Below are 14,287 nucleotides of genomic sequence, written 5' to 3'. Positions count from 1 at the left end.
CCCGTCCACCCGCCCCGCCTCGACGAGGACACCGCGGCCTTCTCCCCGAGCTGGCCCGGCCCCGAGGACGACGGCGGACCGACCGGCGCCCTGCCCCAGGTCGACCCGCTGCCCCGCCCCACCCGCGTACGGGCCGAGCCCGAGCCGGCGCCCCAGCCGGTGCCGGTGGCACCCAAGCCCGCCCCGGCCCCGGCGGCGGCCAAGGCCAAGAAGAAGGGCCGCTCCAAGCTGGTCCTGCTCGGCGGCGGCGTGGTCGCGCTGGTCGGCGTCGCGTACTGCGCCGGGCTGCTGCTGAACCACGAGGACGTGCCCAAGGGCACCACCGTCCTGGGCACCGACATCAGCGGCAGCCGCGACGAGGCCGTCGCCAAGCTCCAGAACGCCTTCGGCAACCGCGCCAACACCCCGCTGGCGCTGAAGGTCGGCGACAAGCAGGTCGAGCTGCGGCCCGAGAAGGCCGGACTGACCCTGGACAGCCAGGCGACCGTGCGCGGCGCGGCCGGCAGCGACTACAACCCGGTGACCGTGATCGGCACCCTGCTGGGCCAGGAGCGCACCGCCGAGGCCGTCATGCCGGTCGACGAGGAGAAGCTCCAGGTCGCCCTCCAGGAGCTGGCCGGCACCGCCGGCACGGCCGTCGAGGGCACCATCAGGTTCGAGCCGAACAAGGCCGTCCCGGTCCCCGGCAAGGCGGGCACCAGCCTGGACGTCAAGGCGTCCATGGACAAGGTGAAGGACGCCTTCAGGACCCTGATCGAGACCGGCCGGGCCCCGGCCGTCGAACTGCCCGTCGCCACCCGGGAACCCACGATCACCCAGGCCGAGATCGACCGCGCCATGCGGGAGTTCGCCACCCCGGCGATGTCCGGCAACGCCGTGGTGAAGGCGGGCAACAAGTCGGTGCCGTTCGGCCCGGCCAAGTCGCTGCCGAAGATCCTGAGCATGAAGGCCGTCGACGGCAAGCTCGTCGAGAAGTACGACCTGGACGCGCTCAAGGAGCTCTACGGCAACGGGTTCGACGGGGTCCTGATCCAGCGCGGCAACGGCGAGAAGACGCCCGTCACCCCGCAGGACGTGGCCGGCGCGCTCGGCAAGGCGCTGCTCGGCAAGACCCCGGCCGAGCGGACGGTCACGATCGACACCGACCCGAGCTGACCCGGCTCCCGCCGCCGCACTCCAGCCCCCGCCCGGGACCCCGGGCAGGGGCTGAGTCATGCTGCAGAGCGGCGGCCTGGTGGAGGAGGTGACCGTCCATGGACGTCACCGCCCGCCAGGCCTTCTGGGCCACCGTGCGGCAGCGGGCCGACCTGGGCCGCACGGTGCTGTTCGCCACGCACCACCTGGAGGAGGCCGCTGAAGATCGTGATCCTGACGACCTTCGGGCGCCCCCGGCCACCTGCGCCGCGCGACGGAGGCGGACGCCTCGGCCTTCCTCGTCAAGGACGCACCGGCGGCGCAGCTCGCGGCGGCGGTCCGCTCGGCGGCCCTCCGGAAGCTCGCCGCCCGGGACCGCGCCGACGCGGTCCGCGTGGCCCGCGACCAGGGCTGGCCGCAGCGGGGCCGGGACGGTCCCCGGCGCTCGGACCGGGTCAGTTGAGCATCGCCCTCGCCGCCTTGGCCTCGTTGCGGGCGCGGACCGCCGCGGCCGGGTCGACGGGGTGGACGATGCCGGCGTAGGCGTCCAGTTCGGCCGCGCCCTCGCGGAACTCGCCGCGGTCCACCAGCAGCCGCGCCCGGTCGTAGCGCAGCGACGCCGGGTGGGAGGGGAGCAGCAGCGACAGGTCCAGGGCCCACAGGGAGACCGCCGACTGCTCCGGGCGGGCGGCAGCCCAGGCCCTGATGTTGTTCAGGATGCGCAGCACGATCTCCAGCGGCCGCGCCGGCTCCAGCGGCGCGGCCGCCAGCTCCGCCGGCCCGGTGCCCAGCGCCGCGCCGCCGGCGAACGGGTCCACCGTCACCCGCTCCTGCGGATCGCCGAAGCCGACGACGAAGTGGCCCGGCAGCGCCAGCCCGTACACGGGTCCGCCCGCCCGCCGGGCGACCTCCATCCACACCACCGACAACAGGATCGGCAGCCCCCGCCGCCGCTTCAGCACCTGCGGCAGCAGCGACGACGCCAGCCGCTGGTAGTCGGCCGGAGTGCCGTGGAAGCCCAGCCGGCCGCCCAGCAGCTCGCTGACCGCCGCCGCCCACGCCCGGCCCCCGCTCAGCCCGTACGGCAGCAGCCCCGCCAGCCGGTCCAGTTCCATCTGGGCCTCGTCCAGGGCCCGTTGGTCGAACGCCGGATCCGCCTCGGCCGCCAGGTACAGGCACAGCAGCGCCAGGTCCGGCCGCTCCGAGCGGGCCTCCTCGGCGAACTCCTCGCGGAAGCTCACGAGCCGGCCGCCGACCGGTCCGCCCGCTGCGGCGCGCGGTAGTGGTGGTACGCGTGGTGGACCGTGAAGCCCAACCCGTCGTACAGGGCCCGCGCCCGGGTGTTGTCCGTCTCCACCTGGAGCCAGGCCGCCGACGCGCCCTCCGCCAGCGCCTGCCGGGCCAGCGCCGCCATCACGGCCGTGGCCAGGCCCTGCCGCCGGTGCTCCGGCGCGACCTCGACCGCCGCGAAGCCGGCCCACCGGCCGTCGACCACCAGCCGCCCGATCGCCCGCCCCGGCACCGACGCGAACCACACCGAGGGCCCGGCGGACAGCACCCGCAGCGCCGCTTCCGGGTCGGTCGTGCGCCCGTACAGCCGGAGCCACTCCTCGTCGCAGCCGCGCGACAGCACCACCTGCGCGACGTCGGCGGCCACGTCGGCGACCGGTGCCAGCGCGGCGATCCGCACGTCCGCCGAGACCTCCCGCACCCAGCCCCGCTCCGCCAGCTGCGCGCACAGCGCCTCCTGGGTGCCGACGGCGCCGGTCGCGGCCTGCACGTAGGGGGTGAGGCCGCGTTCCGCGTACCAGGCCGTCACCCGCGCGAGTGCTTCCGCGACCGGTATCCCGGGGTCGCCGAGCGGCAGCACCGAGTTGGCCCGGCGGGTGAAACCGCCGGCCGCGCGCAGCGTCCAGCCGCCGAGCCGCTCGCTCTCCACCGGCTGCCAGGCCCGCGCGAGCACCGGCGCGAGCTCCTCGAAGGTGGCCGCGGGACCCCGGCGGCGCGCCGGGGCCGGGGGCACGACCTTGCCCGCGACCAGCGAGGATTCCGCGATGCGGACGGTGTCCCCGTTCTTCTTTGTGATCAGCAGCACACCGCCGGTCCACGATACGAGAACCCCCACCGTGTCCGTCAGGTGCGCGGCCCCCTCCGGCCCGGCCTCCACCCGGCGTACGGAGACGCGTTTTCCCACGTCAGCGGGGTTGATGCGGATTTCCATGAGCGCACCGGCAGTGATTTCCACAGCTTGGTCAGCCCCTCCTGTTCGGATCGTGCCCAGGAACGGAGATACTAGGTGCGGGCATCGACGACGCCGCGCTCCCGCGCGATATGGAAAGCCCTACCGAGGAGGAACGAGAGCGTGACCTACGTCATCGCGGAGCCTTGTGTCGACGTCAAGGACAAGGCCTGCATCGAGGAGTGCCCTGTCGACTGCATCTACGAGGGCCAGCGGTCCTTGTACATCCACCCGGACGAGTGCGTCGACTGTGGTGCCTGTGAGCCGGTCTGCCCGGTCGAGGCGATCTTCTACGAGGACGACACCCCGGAGGAGTGGAAGGACTACTACAAGGCGAACGTCGAGTTCTTCGACGAGCTCGGCTCGCCCGGTGGTGCTTCCAAGCTCGGCCTGATCGAGCGCGACCACCCCTTCATCGCCGCGCTGCCGCCCATGGGCGAAGGACACTGAGCCTGCCGCAGGCCCGTTCGGCAGCGACCTCGGTCCCGTACGGCCCCCGGCCGCGCGGGACCGAGGCCTTTTGCGTATCCGGTACGTATCCAGCCCGTTCCCACTAGAGAGAGCAGAGAGCATCGTGGCCGCAGTATCCGCTCGTCTTCCCGAATTCCCCTGGAACAAGCTGGAGCCGTACAAGGCGACCGCGTCCGCCCACCCGGACGGCCTCGTGGACCTGTCCGTGGGCACGCCCGTGGACCCGGTCCCGGACCTGATCCAGCGGGCCCTGGTCGAGGCCGCCGACTCGCCCGGCTACCCCACGGTGTGGGGCACCCCCGCGCTGCGCGACGCGATCAGCGGCTGGGTGCGGCGGCGCCTGGGCGGCAGCAACGCCGGCCACCGCAACGTCCTGCCGGTCGTCGGCTCCAAGGAGCTGGTGGCCTGGCTGCCGATCCAGCTGGGCCTCGGCCCCGGCGACAAGGTCGCCTACCCGCGGCTGGCCTACCCGACGTACGAGGTCGGTGCGCGGCTGGCCGGCGCCGAGCCGGTCGTCTACGACGACCCGACCGAGCTGGACCCGGCGGGCCTGAAGCTGCTGTGGCTGAACTCGCCGTCCAACCCGACCGGCAAGGTCATCGCCAAGGACGAGCTGATCCGGATCGTGGCGTGGGCCCGCGAGCACGGCGTCCTGGTCTTCAGCGACGAGTGCTACCTGGAGCTCGGCTGGGAGGCCGACCCGGTCTCGGTCCTGCACGACGACGTCTGCGGCGGTTCCTACGAGGGCCTGGTCGCGGTCCACTCGCTGTCCAAGCGGTCCAACCTGGCCGGCTACCGGGCCGCGTTCATCGCCGGTGACGCCGACGTGCTGGCCGAGCTGCTGGAGATCCGCAAGCACGGCGGCATGATGACGCCGGCCCCCGTGCAGGCGGCCGCCGTCGCGGCGCTCGGCGACGACACCCACGTGCAGGAGCAGCGCGAGCGCTACGCCGCCCGCCGGGAGGCGCTGCGCACCGCCCTGGAGGCGCACGGCTTCCGCATCGAGCACAGCGAGGCCAGCCTGTACCTGTGGGCCACCCGCGACGAGCCCTGCTGGGAGACCGTGGCCTACCTGGCCCAGCTGGGCGTCCTGGTCTGCCCGGGAGACTTCTACGGCGAGGCGGGGGAACGTTTCGTCCGGGTCGCGTTCACCGCGACCGACGAGCGCGTGGAGGCCGCCGTCAAGCGGCTGGGCTGATCACCAGCCGGGGAACACGTTTGCAGGCCGAAGGGCCCGGAGCGCGGCTCCGGGCCCTTCGGCCGTTCCGGTTCTTGCTCAGCCGCCCAGCGGCAGACCGCCCAGGGAGGGCAGGTCCGAGACGGGGGTGCCCACCGGCAGGCCCTTGGCCGTGTCCTGCACCTTGTCGACGGTGCCGACGACGTCAGGGGTGGCGGAGCCGTCCAAGGCGCCGGTGGCGCCGCCCAGCGCGTCGGCGTCCATGGCGCTGACCGGGCCCAGCGACTGGGTCACGGGCTCCAGGCCCGCGGCGTGCGCCGTGGCGGCCGCACCGACCACGGGTGCCGCACCGGCTGCCATCAGCAGAGCGGCCTGGGCGATCCGGCGGGTCAGGGGGAGGGACATCACGTGCTCCTAGCGGTAGCCGACCGAGTACGCCGTGTTCAACCGCGTAAGGCCCCCTCGGGGTTGCGGATGCACCGGGTAAAGGATCGGTAATGAGTCCGCTCATCGGATCGGCGCCGCCGCGGCGACCTAGCGCTTGACGAAGATCCGGACCTCGTGCGGCCCGGCCCCCCGCGGGTCCGCGTCCTTGCCCCCGCCCGGCGGCTTCCGCACCCACGCGCCCCGGTTCTCGCCGGCCAGCCAGGCCGAGCCGTCGTAGGAGACCCGCTGCACGCCCAGCTCCGAGGCGTGGGCGACCGCCCAGTGGGCCAGCTCCCAGCCGCGCCGCCGCTCCTGGACCGGCAGCGTGACCTCGCCGCCGTCCCCGCCGCCGACCGTCTGCCCGTGGGAACCGGCCGCCGAGCCGGTCCTCGCCGTCAGCTTCGGGCCGAAGACCTTGCTCAGCTGCGCCTTGACCGCCTCCGGGTCGCCCGCCCGCTGCGGGGCCGGGCCCCGGCAGGTCAGCGTGGTGGGCGCGTTGCCGGTGAACGCCGCGGCCAGCAGCTGCGCGTCGCCCTCGTGCTTGGCGTAGGCGTCGGGGTACCCGCTGCGCTGCACCTCCTGCGCGGCCACCGTCAGCGGCATGTTCTCGTAGCCGCGGACGTCGTCGAGGTGCTCGTAGAACTTCCCCGCCGCGTACACCGGGTCCATGACCTGCTGCGGCGTGCCCCAGCCCATCGAGGGCCGCTGCTGGAACAGGCCCAGGGAGTCGCGGTCGCCGTGGTCGAGGTTGCGCAGGTGCGACTCCTGGATGGCCGTGGCTATCGCGATCGTCACCGCCCGCTCCGGCATGCCCCGGTCCGTACCGACCGCCGCGATCGTCGCGGAGTGCCGCGCCTGCTCGGGCGTCATGGAATAGGACGCGCCGTTCGCCTCGACCCGGCAGTGGGGCGCGCCCCCGCCGGTGGAGTCGTACTGAACGGCGAAGTACCCCGCGACGGCGGACAGCACGGCCAGCGCCAACACCAGGCGGAACAGGCGTCGACGGAGTCCGGGGCGCTTGGCTTGCTGATCAGTCTCGGGCACGCGCCCACCGTACTGGAGACGGCCGGTACGTCCAGCAGCTGGACGGCACCGCCCGCGGCCGCTTGTCTGGGCGTCGCACGAGATGTCCGGTTCCGCGTCCAGCGGCCGGACGCCACCCCCCGCGGTCCCGGCCGGTCGCGTAGGGTCACTTCATGTCCGATTCCGAGCTGGATCTCACCCTGGACGCCGCCGAGCTGACCGCGGCACTCGTCGACATCCCGTCCGTGAGCGGCGACGAGAAGGTCCTCGCCGACCTCGTCGAGCAGGCGCTGCGCACCCTGCCCCACCTCACCGTGGACCGCTACGGCAACAACGTCGTGGCCCGTACCCACCTCGGCCGCGCCGAGCGGGTCGTCCTCGCCGGCCACCTCGACACGGTGCCCATCGCCGACAACGTCCCCTCCCGCCTGGACGAGAACGGCGTGCTGTGGGGCTGCGGCACCACCGACATGAAGTCGGGCGTCGCCGTGCAGCTGCGCATCGCCGCGACCGTCCCCGAGCCCAACCGCGACCTCACCTTCGTCTTCTACGACCAGGAGGAGGTGGCCGCCGACCTCAACGGCCTGGGCAAGGTCGCCGAGGCCCACCCCGACTGGCTCGCCGGCGACTTCGCGGTCCTGCTGGAGCCCTCCGACGCCGAGGTCGAGGGCGGCTGCCAGGGCACCTTGCGGGTGCTGCTGCGCACCACCGGCGAGCGCGCGCACTCCGCGCGCAGCTGGATGGGCTCCAACGCCATCCACGCCGCCGCGCCGATCCTGGCGAAGCTGGCCGCGTACGAGCCGCGCCGGCCCGTCATCGACGGACTGGAGTACCACGAGGGCCTCAACGCCGTGCGCATCGAGGGCGGCGTGGCCAACAACGTCATCCCCGACGCGTGCACCGTGACGGTCAACTTCCGCTACGCCCCCGACCGCACCCCGGCCGAGGCCATGGCGCACGTCGAGGAGGTCTTCGCGGACTGCGGCGTCGCCGAGTTCGTCATCGACGACTCCTCCGGCGGCGCGCTGCCCGGGCTCTCGCACCCGGCCGCCGCGGCGTTCATGGAGGCCGTCGGCGGCAAGGCGATGCCCAAGTTCGGCTGGACGGACGTCTCCCGCTTCAGCGCGCTGGGCGTGCCCGCGGTCAACTACGGTCCGGGCGACGCGCTGCTGGCGCACAAGGTCGACGAGCGGGTCGACACCAAGGCCATCCTGCACTGCGAGGAGCGCCTGCGCGCCTGGCTGACCTCCTGAACCACGCCCGTGCGACCTCCTGAATTCCGCTCGCCGTCACCTCGGTGGGCCTACCCTGATCCGAACGATCAGCAGGAAGGGAGCGCACATCATGGGCAACCCGGAGAGCATGCGGCGCAAGCCCGAGGAGCAGCAGCTCGGTCCGGTGCTGCGCCGGCGCGGCCAGGTCCAGGCGGGCAGCACGACCGATCAGCGGCTGCTGGACACGGCCGGGCCCACCGAGTGGGTGCACACCGATCCCTGGCGGGTCCTGCGCATCCAGTCGGAGTTCATCGAGGGCTTCGGCACCCTCGCCGAGCTGCCGCCCGCGATCAGCGTGTTCGGCTCGGCCCGCACGCCCGCCGGGTCCGCGGACTACCTGGCCGGCGAGCAGATCGGCCGGGCGCTGGTGGAGGCGGGCTTCGCCGTCATCACCGGCGGCGGGCCCGGCGCGATGGAGGCCGCGAACAAGGGCGCGCGGGAGGCGAGCGGCATCTCGGTCGGCCTCGGCATCGAGCTGCCCTTCGAGCAGGGGCTCAACCCGCACGTCGACCTGGGACTGAACTTCCGGTACTTCTTCGTCCGCAAGACGATGTTCGTGAAGTACAGCCAGGGCTTCGTGGTGCTGCCGGGGGGCCTGGGCACCCTCGACGAGCTCTTCGAGGCGCTGACCCTGGTCCAGACGCAGAAGATCACCCGCTTCCCGATCGTGCTCTACGGCACCCGGTACTGGAGCGGGCTGGTGGACTGGCTGCGCGACACCGTGGTCGCGCAGGGCAAGGCCTCCGCGCACGACCTGCTCCTCTTCCACGTCACCGACGACGTGGAAGAGGCGATCGCCCTGGTGACGAAGGAAGTCGGCAAGTAGGGCGGGCGTCAGGTCAGGCCAGGCCCCGGCGGGCGACCGCCGGGGGCCGGTGGCCCTGGATCGTGCGGACCATGTCCAGGACCTGCCGGGTCTCGGCGACCTCGTGGACCCGGTAGACCTGCGCGCCGAGCCAGGCGGAGACCGCCGTGGTCGCCAGCGTCCCCAGCAGCCGCTCCTTGACCGGCTTGTCGAGGGTCTCGCCGACGAAGTCCTTGTTGGACAGCGAGACCAGCACCGGCCAGCCCGTGTCCGTCATCTCCGCCAGCCGGCGCGTGGCCTCCAGCGAGTGGCGGGTGTTCTTGCCGAAGTCGTGGCCGGGGTCGATCAGGATCGCGTCGCGGCGCACGCCCAGCGCGGCGGCCCGTTCCGCCAGGCCCACCGTGACCCGGAGGATGTCGGCCATCACGTCGTCGTACGTGATCCGGTGCGGCCGGGTGCGGGGCTCCACCCCGCCCGCGTGCGTGCACACCAGGCCCACGTCGTAGCGGGCGGCGACCTCCGCGAGTCGGGGATCCACCCCGCCCCAGGCGTCGTTGAGCAGGTCGGCGCCGGCCTCGCACACGGCCTCGCCGACCTCGTGCCGCCAGGTGTCCACGCTGATCACCACGTCCGGGTGCCGGCGGCGGACCTCGGCCACGAAACCGGCCGTCCGGCGCACCTCCTCGGCGGCGTCCACGTGCTCGCCGGGGCCCGCCTTGACCCCGCCGATGTCGATGACGGCCGCGCCCTCGGCCACGGCCTGCTCGACCCGGTCCAGCGCCGGCTCGTCGCGGAAGGTGGCGCCCTGGTCGTAGAAGGAGTCCGGGGTCCGGTTCACGATGGCCATGATCACCGCCTCGTGGGTGTCGAACTCACGCCTGCCCAGTCGCAGCATCCCCTTGCATCCTTCCTCGGCCCTTCTCGACGGCTCGCCTGTGACCTTAACTGTCACAGCCACGTGGCACGATCGGGGTGAGGAGTCGTGCCGCCGGTCCCCAGGGGAGTGCATCGTGTTCTGGTTCTTGCTGATCGCGCTGGTCGTGGTGGTCGCCGCGGTCACCCTCGCCGTGATCGGCGGCGGGGAGGAGGCCGTGCTGCCCGAGGCCGCGCCCGAGCGGGTCGCCGACGGCCTGCCGGAGTCCAGGCCGGTGCTCCGGGAGGACATCGACGCCCTGCGGCTGCCGGTGGCCCCGCGCGGCTACCGGATGGCCGAGGTGGACGACGTCCTGCTGCGCCTGGGCGCGGAGCTCGCGGAGCGGGACAAGCGGATCGCCGAGCTGGAGGCGGCGCTCGCGGGCGGGGCCCCGACGGCACGGGGCGGCGCTGCGGCGGGTCTGGGCGGGGCTCCGGCGGGTCAGGGCGGCGCTCCGGCCGGTCAGGGCGGCCCGGGGCCGGTCAAGGGGGAGCAGCTGTGAGTGGCGGCAGGGCAGTGGCGGGAGCGGACGGGGCGCTGCGCTGCCCCTGGGCGCTGTCCACCGAGGACTACGTCCTCTACCACGACACCGAGTGGGGCCGGCCGGTCCACGGGGACGACGCGCTCTACGAGCGGCTGTGCCTGGAGGCGTTCCAGTCCGGGCTGTCGTGGCTGACGATCCTGCGCCGCCGGGAGGGCTTCCGTACGGCCTTCGCCGGCTTCGAGATCGCGGCGGTGGCGGAGTTCGGGCCGCAGGACGTGGAGCGGCTGCTCGCCGACCCCGGGATCATCCGCAACCGCGCGAAGATCGAGGCCACCCTCGCCAACGCCAAGGTGCTGGCCGGCTGGGCGCCCGGCGAGCTGGACGCCCTGATCTGGTCGCACGCCCCGGCGGAGCCGGGCCCGGCGCCCCTGAGCGTCGCCGACGTGCCGGCGGTGACGGACGCGTCCACGCGGCTGTCCAAGGCCCTGAAGAAGGCAGGCATCCGCTTCGTCGGCCCGACGACGGCGTACGCGCTGATGCAGGCGTGCGGCCTGGTGGACGACCACCTGGCGGACTGCACGGCCCGGGGCCGCTGAGCCCCGGGCCGTGCGGCCGCGAGGGCGTCAGCGGCCGAGGTACTTCGGTCGCTCCTTCGCCAGGAAGGCGGCCACGGCGATGGCGTGGTCCTCGGAGGCGCCCGCCATGGTCTGGAGCTCGTCCTCCTTCTCCAGGGTGTCGGCGAGCGAGTGCGCGGCGCCGTACGCGAGGGAGGCCTTGATCGCGGCGTAGGCCACGGTCGGGCCCGCCGCGAGGGTACGGGCCAGCTGCTCGGCCTCGGCCGCGAGCGCGTCGGCGGGCACCAGCCGGTTCACGATGCCGAGGTCGTAGGCCTCCTGCGCGGAGAGGTTGCGCGGGAAGAACAGCAGGTCGGCGGCCCGGGAGGCGCCGATCAGCCGGGGCAGCGTCCACGAGACGCCGGAGTCGGCGGTCAGGGCCACCCCGGCGAAGGACGTGTTGAAGGCGGCGGTGTCGGCGGCGATCCGGTAGTCGGCGGCGAGCGCGAAGCCGAAGCCGGCGCCCGCGGCGACCCCGCCCACGGCCGCGACCACCGGCTTGTGCATCTCGGTGATCGCCCGGACGATCGGGTTGTAGTGCTCGGAGACCGTGTTCATGGTCAGCGTCGTGCCGTTGTCCCGGTCGGACGCCAGGTTGCCGACGTGCTCCTTGAGGTCCTGTCCGACGCAGAAGGCACGGGTGCCGGCGGCGGTCAGCAGGACCGCGCGGACCTCGCTGTCGCCGGCGGCGGCCGCGAGCGCGTCGCGCAGGGCGACCTTGGCCTCCGTGTTCATCGCGTTCATCGCGTCGGGACGGTTGATCGTGATGGTGGCGAGTCCGTCGGACAGCTCGTAGAGAACGCTGTCGGCCATGTCGGGGGTCCCCCTTCGTCGCGGGCGTGAGGCCCCCAGCATGGCGGACCGGGCGGGAGCCTGGGGATGTGATGTGCGTCAAAGAATCGGTGGGGCGCCACCCGGGTGCGAGGGCGAAGTATCGCAGGCGGATCGCCGAAATGAGTGGTTTTGGTCGCGCGCGTTGCGCAAGCGTTCTCAGTCGATGTTGGTCATCGGGTCCTGACATGCGGGATAATGGCCGGGAAGCAATGTGTTCGATGCCGGTATGAGGCGCCTGAATGGGGCCGTCGGCTTTCGATGAGCTGGTTTCAGGAAGGGGAACGAGCATGGCGGCCATGAAGCCGCGGACGGGCGACGGCCCGCTCGAGGTGACCAAGGAGGGGCGGGGCATCGTCATGCGCGTACCGCTCGAAGGTGGCGGTCGGCTCGTGGTCGAGCTGACGCCCGACGAGGCCGACGCCCTCGGTGACGCCCTCAAGAAGGTCGTCGGCTGACCCCGGCGCCCCATATCTTTCCCCGATGCCCCGGCCGCACCCGCGACCGGGGCATCGGCGTAGGTGCCCGCCGGGGCCGGGTCCGGGGTCGGGCCGGGCCGGGGTGGAGAGCGGTCAGCGGCGCACGGCGCACAGCAGCCCGTCGCCGACCGGCAGCAGGGCCGACTGCAGGGCCGGGCTCTCGCGCACGGTCCGCAGCAGCTCGCGGACCCGCAGCACCTCCACCGGCTGCGCGGCGGAGTCCACGGTGCGCCCCTCGGCGAAGACGCCCTCGAAGCACACGAGGCCGCCGGGCCGCAGCAGCCGCAACGATTCAGCGAGGTAGTCCAGCGACTCCGTGGGGTCCCCGTCGCAGAAGACGAGGTCGTACCCGCCGTCGGCGAGCCGGGGCAGGACGTCCAGGGCGCGGCCGGGGATGAAGCGGGCCCGGTTGCCCGCGAAGCCGGCGGCGCGGAACGCCTGCCGGGCGAAGGCCTGCCGGTCCGGCTCGGGGTCCACGGTGGTCAGCACCCCGTCGGGCCGCATCCCGTGCAGCAGGTGGATGCCGGAGACGCCGGTCCCGGTCCCGATCTCGGCGACCGCCTTGGCATCGGCGGTGGCGGCCAGCAGGCGCAGCGCGGCCCCGGTGCCGGGGGAAACGGAACGCAGGCCCGCCTCCCTCGCCCGGTCGCGGGCCCACCGCAGAGCGTCGTCCTCGGCGACAAACGCGTCGGCGAACGCCCAGCTCGTCTGCCGGTTGCCGGTAATGACCCTCTCCTGTCCCCTTAGTTGGCGCAACGGTGACTGTATCCGCTGCCACCGGGAACCCGCAGATGGGACCGGGCGTTGAGAGGGATGAAGGGGACGCCACCGGGTAGATCGACACCTCTGGCGGAGCCCTCGTGCAAAGGTAGGGTAAAAAAGCTTATCCGGAGCTGACGGACGGGGTGGCTATGGTAGGGGCTCCACTGGACACCACCAGAGCCGACAGGGGAGGTGCGGCTGCGCCTGTGGATCGTGGAGGCGTTCTGCGACGCCTCTTCAGACCGGCAGGCGAGCCGAAATCCGTGACCGACATCGCTGACCGTTTCCACTCCGCCGACACCGCAACCACCGCGACCTTCGCCGCCGATGCGGGCTCGCAGGCGTGGACCCCTCCCTCCTGGGAGGACATCGTCAGCACGCACAGCGCCCGGGTCTACCGTCTCGCGTACCGCCTGACGGGCAATCAGTACGACGCCGAGGACCTCACCCAGGAGGTCTTCGTCCGGGTCTTCCGGTCGCTGTCCACGTACACGCCCGGCACCTTCGAGGGCTGGCTGCACCGGATCACCACGAACCTCTTCCTGGACATGGTCCGCCGCAAGCAGCGGATCCGGTTCGACGCGCTCGCCGACGACGCCGCCGAGCGGCTGCCCTCGCGCGAGCCCTCCCCGCAGCAGGTGCTGCACGACACCCACTTCGACGCGGACGTGCAGCAGGCGCTGGACACCCTCGCGCCGGAGTTCCGCGCGGCCGTCGTACTCTGCGACATCGAGGGTCTGTCGTACGAGGAGATCGCCGCGACGCTCGGTGTGAAGCTCGGGACCGTGCGCAGCCGCATCCACCGGGGGCGGTCGCACCTGCGCAAGGCGCTCAAGCACCGCTCGCCCGAGGCCCGGGCCGAGCAGCGGGCCCTGGCGGGGGTCGGGGGAGGAGGCGGAACGGAGTGAGCGGATCCAGTCCGTCACCCGCAGAACACCATCTGGGCGACCGGCTCGCCGCCCTGGTGGACGGGGAGTTGAGCCATGACGCGCGCGAGCGGGTGCTCGCGCACCTGGCCACGTGCGCCAGGTGCAAGGCCGAGGCCGATGCGCAGCGGCGGCTGAAGGCGCTGTTCGTCGAGAGTGCGATGCCGGCCCCGTCGGCGGGCCTGCTGGCCCGCCTCCAGGGACTGCCGGGCCAGCCGGGCCCGCCCGGCGGTGGTGGGCCGGGCCCCGGCGGGGGCCCGTTCGCCCCGAGCCAGGTGGCGCCGACGCCGGACGCCGGCGGCCCGTTCACCGCGGACGACCCGATGGCGACGTTCGGCTACCGGGCCGCGGCCGTGGCGCCGACGGAAGGCTTCCGCATCCACGAGGTGGGCCGTCCGCGCCGCCGCTTCGCGTTCGTCGCGGCCGGCGCCGTCTCGCTGGCCGCCCTCGCGCTCGGCGGCTCACTGCCGTTGGAGGTCGCCGAGCCGGGCGGCCGGGGCGAGGGCGGGGCCAACGTCACCCCGGTCACGGGACCGGGGGGCAGCGGCAGCGTCGGCGGGGCCGTGCCGGTGGCCGACGCGGTCGTCCGCGACCGCGACTGGGACTCCCGCCACCGCGGGGTGGCGTCACCGCCGTCCCCCACGGCGGCGCCGACCGGCAGCCCGTCCCCGTCGCCCTCCCACCACCCCGTCTCGCTGTCGCGCTGACGGTGCCACCGGGACCTGGTTG

Annotated in this window: 17 protein-coding genes and 2 pseudogenes; 12 read left to right on the top strand and 7 right to left on the bottom strand. The window is 73.5% G+C overall.

Annotated features, from left to right (window positions below):
• From LG632_RS15815 to LG632_RS15805, 3 genes and pseudogenes are all read left to right on the top strand, one after another.
• The coding region (locus LG632_RS15815; RefSeq protein WP_226727827.1) for a peptidoglycan binding domain-containing protein at positions 1 to 1,155 on the top strand (1,155 nt) is incomplete at its 5' end.
• Between the two features lie 98 nt (positions 1,156 to 1,253).
• Positions 1,254 to 1,352 (top strand): annotated as a pseudogene (locus LG632_RS15810) (ABC transporter ATP-binding protein); the annotation flags it as partial.
• A 1-nt stretch (position 1,353) separates the two neighbouring features.
• Positions 1,354 to 1,597 (top strand): annotated as a pseudogene (locus LG632_RS15805) (response regulator); the annotation flags it as partial.
• On the opposite strand, the gene LG632_RS15800 reads toward LG632_RS15805, so the two are convergent.
• Together LG632_RS15800 and LG632_RS15795 are read right to left on the bottom strand one after the other, a co-directional pair.
• Positions 1,590 to 2,375: a transglutaminase-like domain-containing protein gene (locus LG632_RS15800; protein WP_226727825.1), complete on the bottom strand. Its 786-nt coding sequence runs from the start codon at positions 2,373 to 2,375 to the stop codon at positions 1,590 to 1,592. The pseudogene LG632_RS15805 and the gene LG632_RS15800 overlap by 8 nt on opposite strands.
• Positions 2,372 to 3,379, bottom strand: a complete 1,008-nt coding sequence (locus LG632_RS15795) for a GNAT family N-acetyltransferase (protein ID WP_226727822.1) — start codon at positions 3,377 to 3,379, stop codon at positions 2,372 to 2,374. Before LG632_RS15795 ends, LG632_RS15800 begins: the two co-directional genes overlap by 4 nt.
• Before the next feature lie 117 nt (positions 3,380 to 3,496).
• Between LG632_RS15795 and fdxA the strand changes: the two genes are divergently transcribed.
• Both fdxA and dapC read left to right on the top strand, forming a co-directional pair.
• Positions 3,497 to 3,823 carry a ferredoxin gene (gene fdxA, locus LG632_RS15790; protein WP_030291119.1) on the top strand — a complete coding sequence of 109 codons (327 nt, stop codon included), beginning with the start codon at positions 3,497 to 3,499 and terminating at the stop codon, positions 3,821 to 3,823.
• 124 nt (positions 3,824 to 3,947) lie between these two features.
• Positions 3,948 to 5,042: a succinyldiaminopimelate transaminase gene (gene dapC / locus LG632_RS15785; RefSeq protein WP_226727821.1), complete on the top strand. Its 1,095-nt coding sequence runs from the start codon at positions 3,948 to 3,950 to the stop codon at positions 5,040 to 5,042.
• A 78-nt stretch (positions 5,043 to 5,120) separates the two neighbouring features.
• Here dapC and LG632_RS30735 read toward each other — a convergent pair whose 3' ends face one another.
• A complete protein-coding gene (locus LG632_RS30735; protein WP_374203491.1) occupies positions 5,121 to 5,426 on the bottom strand; it encodes an ATP-binding protein in 306 nt (101 codons plus the stop codon).
• Between the two features lie 129 nt (positions 5,427 to 5,555).
• Positions 5,556 to 6,491: a hypothetical protein gene (locus tag LG632_RS15775; RefSeq protein ID WP_226727819.1), complete on the bottom strand. Its 936-nt coding sequence runs from the start codon at positions 6,489 to 6,491 to the stop codon at positions 5,556 to 5,558.
• A 152-nt stretch (positions 6,492 to 6,643) separates the two neighbouring features.
• Here LG632_RS15775 and dapE point away from each other — a divergent pair, with 152 nt between their 5' ends.
• The gene (gene dapE, locus LG632_RS15770; protein ID WP_226727816.1) at positions 6,644 to 7,723 is read left to right on the top strand and encodes a succinyl-diaminopimelate desuccinylase; all 1,080 of its coding nucleotides are present in this window, start codon (positions 6,644 to 6,646) and stop codon (positions 7,721 to 7,723) included.
• 91 nt (positions 7,724 to 7,814) lie between these two features.
• Positions 7,815 to 8,570, top strand: a complete 756-nt coding sequence (locus LG632_RS15765) for an LOG family protein (RefSeq protein WP_226727815.1) — start codon at positions 7,815 to 7,817, stop codon at positions 8,568 to 8,570.
• A gap of 13 nt (positions 8,571 to 8,583) precedes the next feature.
• Here the strand turns inward: LG632_RS15765 and folP are convergent, their stop codons facing one another.
• Positions 8,584 to 9,444, bottom strand: coding sequence for a dihydropteroate synthase (folP, locus tag LG632_RS15760; RefSeq protein WP_226727814.1), 861 nt, complete (start codon positions 9,442 to 9,444; stop codon positions 8,584 to 8,586).
• 115 nt (positions 9,445 to 9,559) lie between these two features.
• Between folP and LG632_RS15755 the strand changes: the two genes are divergently transcribed.
• The gene (locus LG632_RS15755) at positions 9,560 to 9,964 is read left to right on the top strand and encodes a DivIVA domain-containing protein (protein WP_226727812.1); all 405 of its coding nucleotides are present in this window, start codon (positions 9,560 to 9,562) and stop codon (positions 9,962 to 9,964) included.
• Positions 9,961 to 10,542 (top strand): DNA-3-methyladenine glycosylase I, encoded by a 582-nt coding sequence (locus LG632_RS15750; RefSeq protein WP_308108512.1) that lies wholly within the window; start codon positions 9,961 to 9,963, stop codon positions 10,540 to 10,542. Before LG632_RS15755 ends, LG632_RS15750 begins: the two co-directional genes overlap by 4 nt.
• Positions 10,543 to 10,569: 27 nt before the next feature.
• On the opposite strand, the gene chcB is transcribed toward LG632_RS15750, so the two are convergent.
• The gene (chcB, locus tag LG632_RS15745; RefSeq protein WP_226727810.1) at positions 10,570 to 11,373 is read right to left on the bottom strand and encodes a 2-cyclohexenylcarbonyl CoA isomerase; all 804 of its coding nucleotides are present in this window, start codon (positions 11,371 to 11,373) and stop codon (positions 10,570 to 10,572) included.
• Between the two features lie 308 nt (positions 11,374 to 11,681).
• Between chcB and LG632_RS15740 the strand changes: the two genes are divergently transcribed.
• On the top strand, positions 11,682 to 11,849 hold the full coding sequence (locus LG632_RS15740; RefSeq protein ID WP_003966491.1) for a DUF3117 domain-containing protein: 168 nt from the start codon (positions 11,682 to 11,684) through the stop codon (positions 11,847 to 11,849).
• Positions 11,850 to 11,963: 114 nt separating this feature from the next.
• On the opposite strand, the gene LG632_RS15735 is transcribed toward LG632_RS15740, so the two are convergent.
• Positions 11,964 to 12,626 carry an O-methyltransferase gene (locus LG632_RS15735; RefSeq protein ID WP_226727808.1) on the bottom strand — a complete coding sequence of 221 codons (663 nt, stop codon included), beginning with the start codon at positions 12,624 to 12,626 and terminating at the stop codon, positions 11,964 to 11,966.
• A 155-nt stretch (positions 12,627 to 12,781) separates the two neighbouring features.
• Here LG632_RS15735 and sigE point away from each other — a divergent pair, with 155 nt between their 5' ends.
• Both sigE and LG632_RS15725 read left to right on the top strand, forming a co-directional pair.
• Positions 12,782 to 13,540, top strand: coding sequence for an RNA polymerase sigma factor SigE (gene sigE / locus LG632_RS15730; RefSeq protein WP_226727807.1), 759 nt, complete (start codon positions 12,782 to 12,784; stop codon positions 13,538 to 13,540).
• Entirely contained in the window at positions 13,537 to 14,265 is a 729-nt protein-coding gene (locus LG632_RS15725) for an anti-sigma factor family protein (RefSeq protein WP_226727805.1), read from the top strand. The genes sigE and LG632_RS15725 overlap by 4 nt, the downstream gene beginning before the upstream one ends.
• The last annotated feature ends 22 nt before the right edge of the window (positions 14,266 to 14,287 follow it).

It is taken from the genome of Streptomyces antimicrobicus (assembly GCF_020532625.1).
GTDB classification, from domain to species: Bacteria; Actinomycetota; Actinomycetes; order Streptomycetales; family Streptomycetaceae; genus Streptomyces; species Streptomyces antimicrobicus.
The sequence above is the reverse complement of the archived record's forward strand: the minus strand, read 5'-3'. Positions and strand labels throughout refer to the sequence as shown.

Bases quoted from the DNA above. Each gene is read 5' to 3' on its own strand.
- LG632_RS15740 (WP_003966491.1), top strand. From the start codon at position 11,682: ATGGCGGCCATGAAGCCGCGGACGGGCGACGGCCCGCTCGAGGTGACC.
- dapE (WP_226727816.1), top strand. From the start codon at position 6,644: ATGTCCGATTCCGAGCTGGATCTCACCCTGGACGCCGCCGAGCTGACC.
- LG632_RS15765 (WP_226727815.1), top strand. From the start codon at position 7,815: ATGGGCAACCCGGAGAGCATGCGGCGCAAGCCCGAGGAGCAGCAGCTC.
- folP (WP_226727814.1), bottom strand. From the start codon at position 9,444: ATGCTGCGACTGGGCAGGCGTGAGTTCGACACCCACGAGGCGGTGATC.
- LG632_RS30735 (WP_374203491.1), bottom strand. From the start codon at position 5,426: ATGTCCCTCCCCCTGACCCGCCGGATCGCCCAGGCCGCTCTGCTGATG.
- chcB (WP_226727810.1), bottom strand. From the start codon at position 11,373: ATGGCCGACAGCGTTCTCTACGAGCTGTCCGACGGACTCGCCACCATC.
- sigE (WP_226727807.1), top strand. From the start codon at position 12,782: ATGGTAGGGGCTCCACTGGACACCACCAGAGCCGACAGGGGAGGTGCG.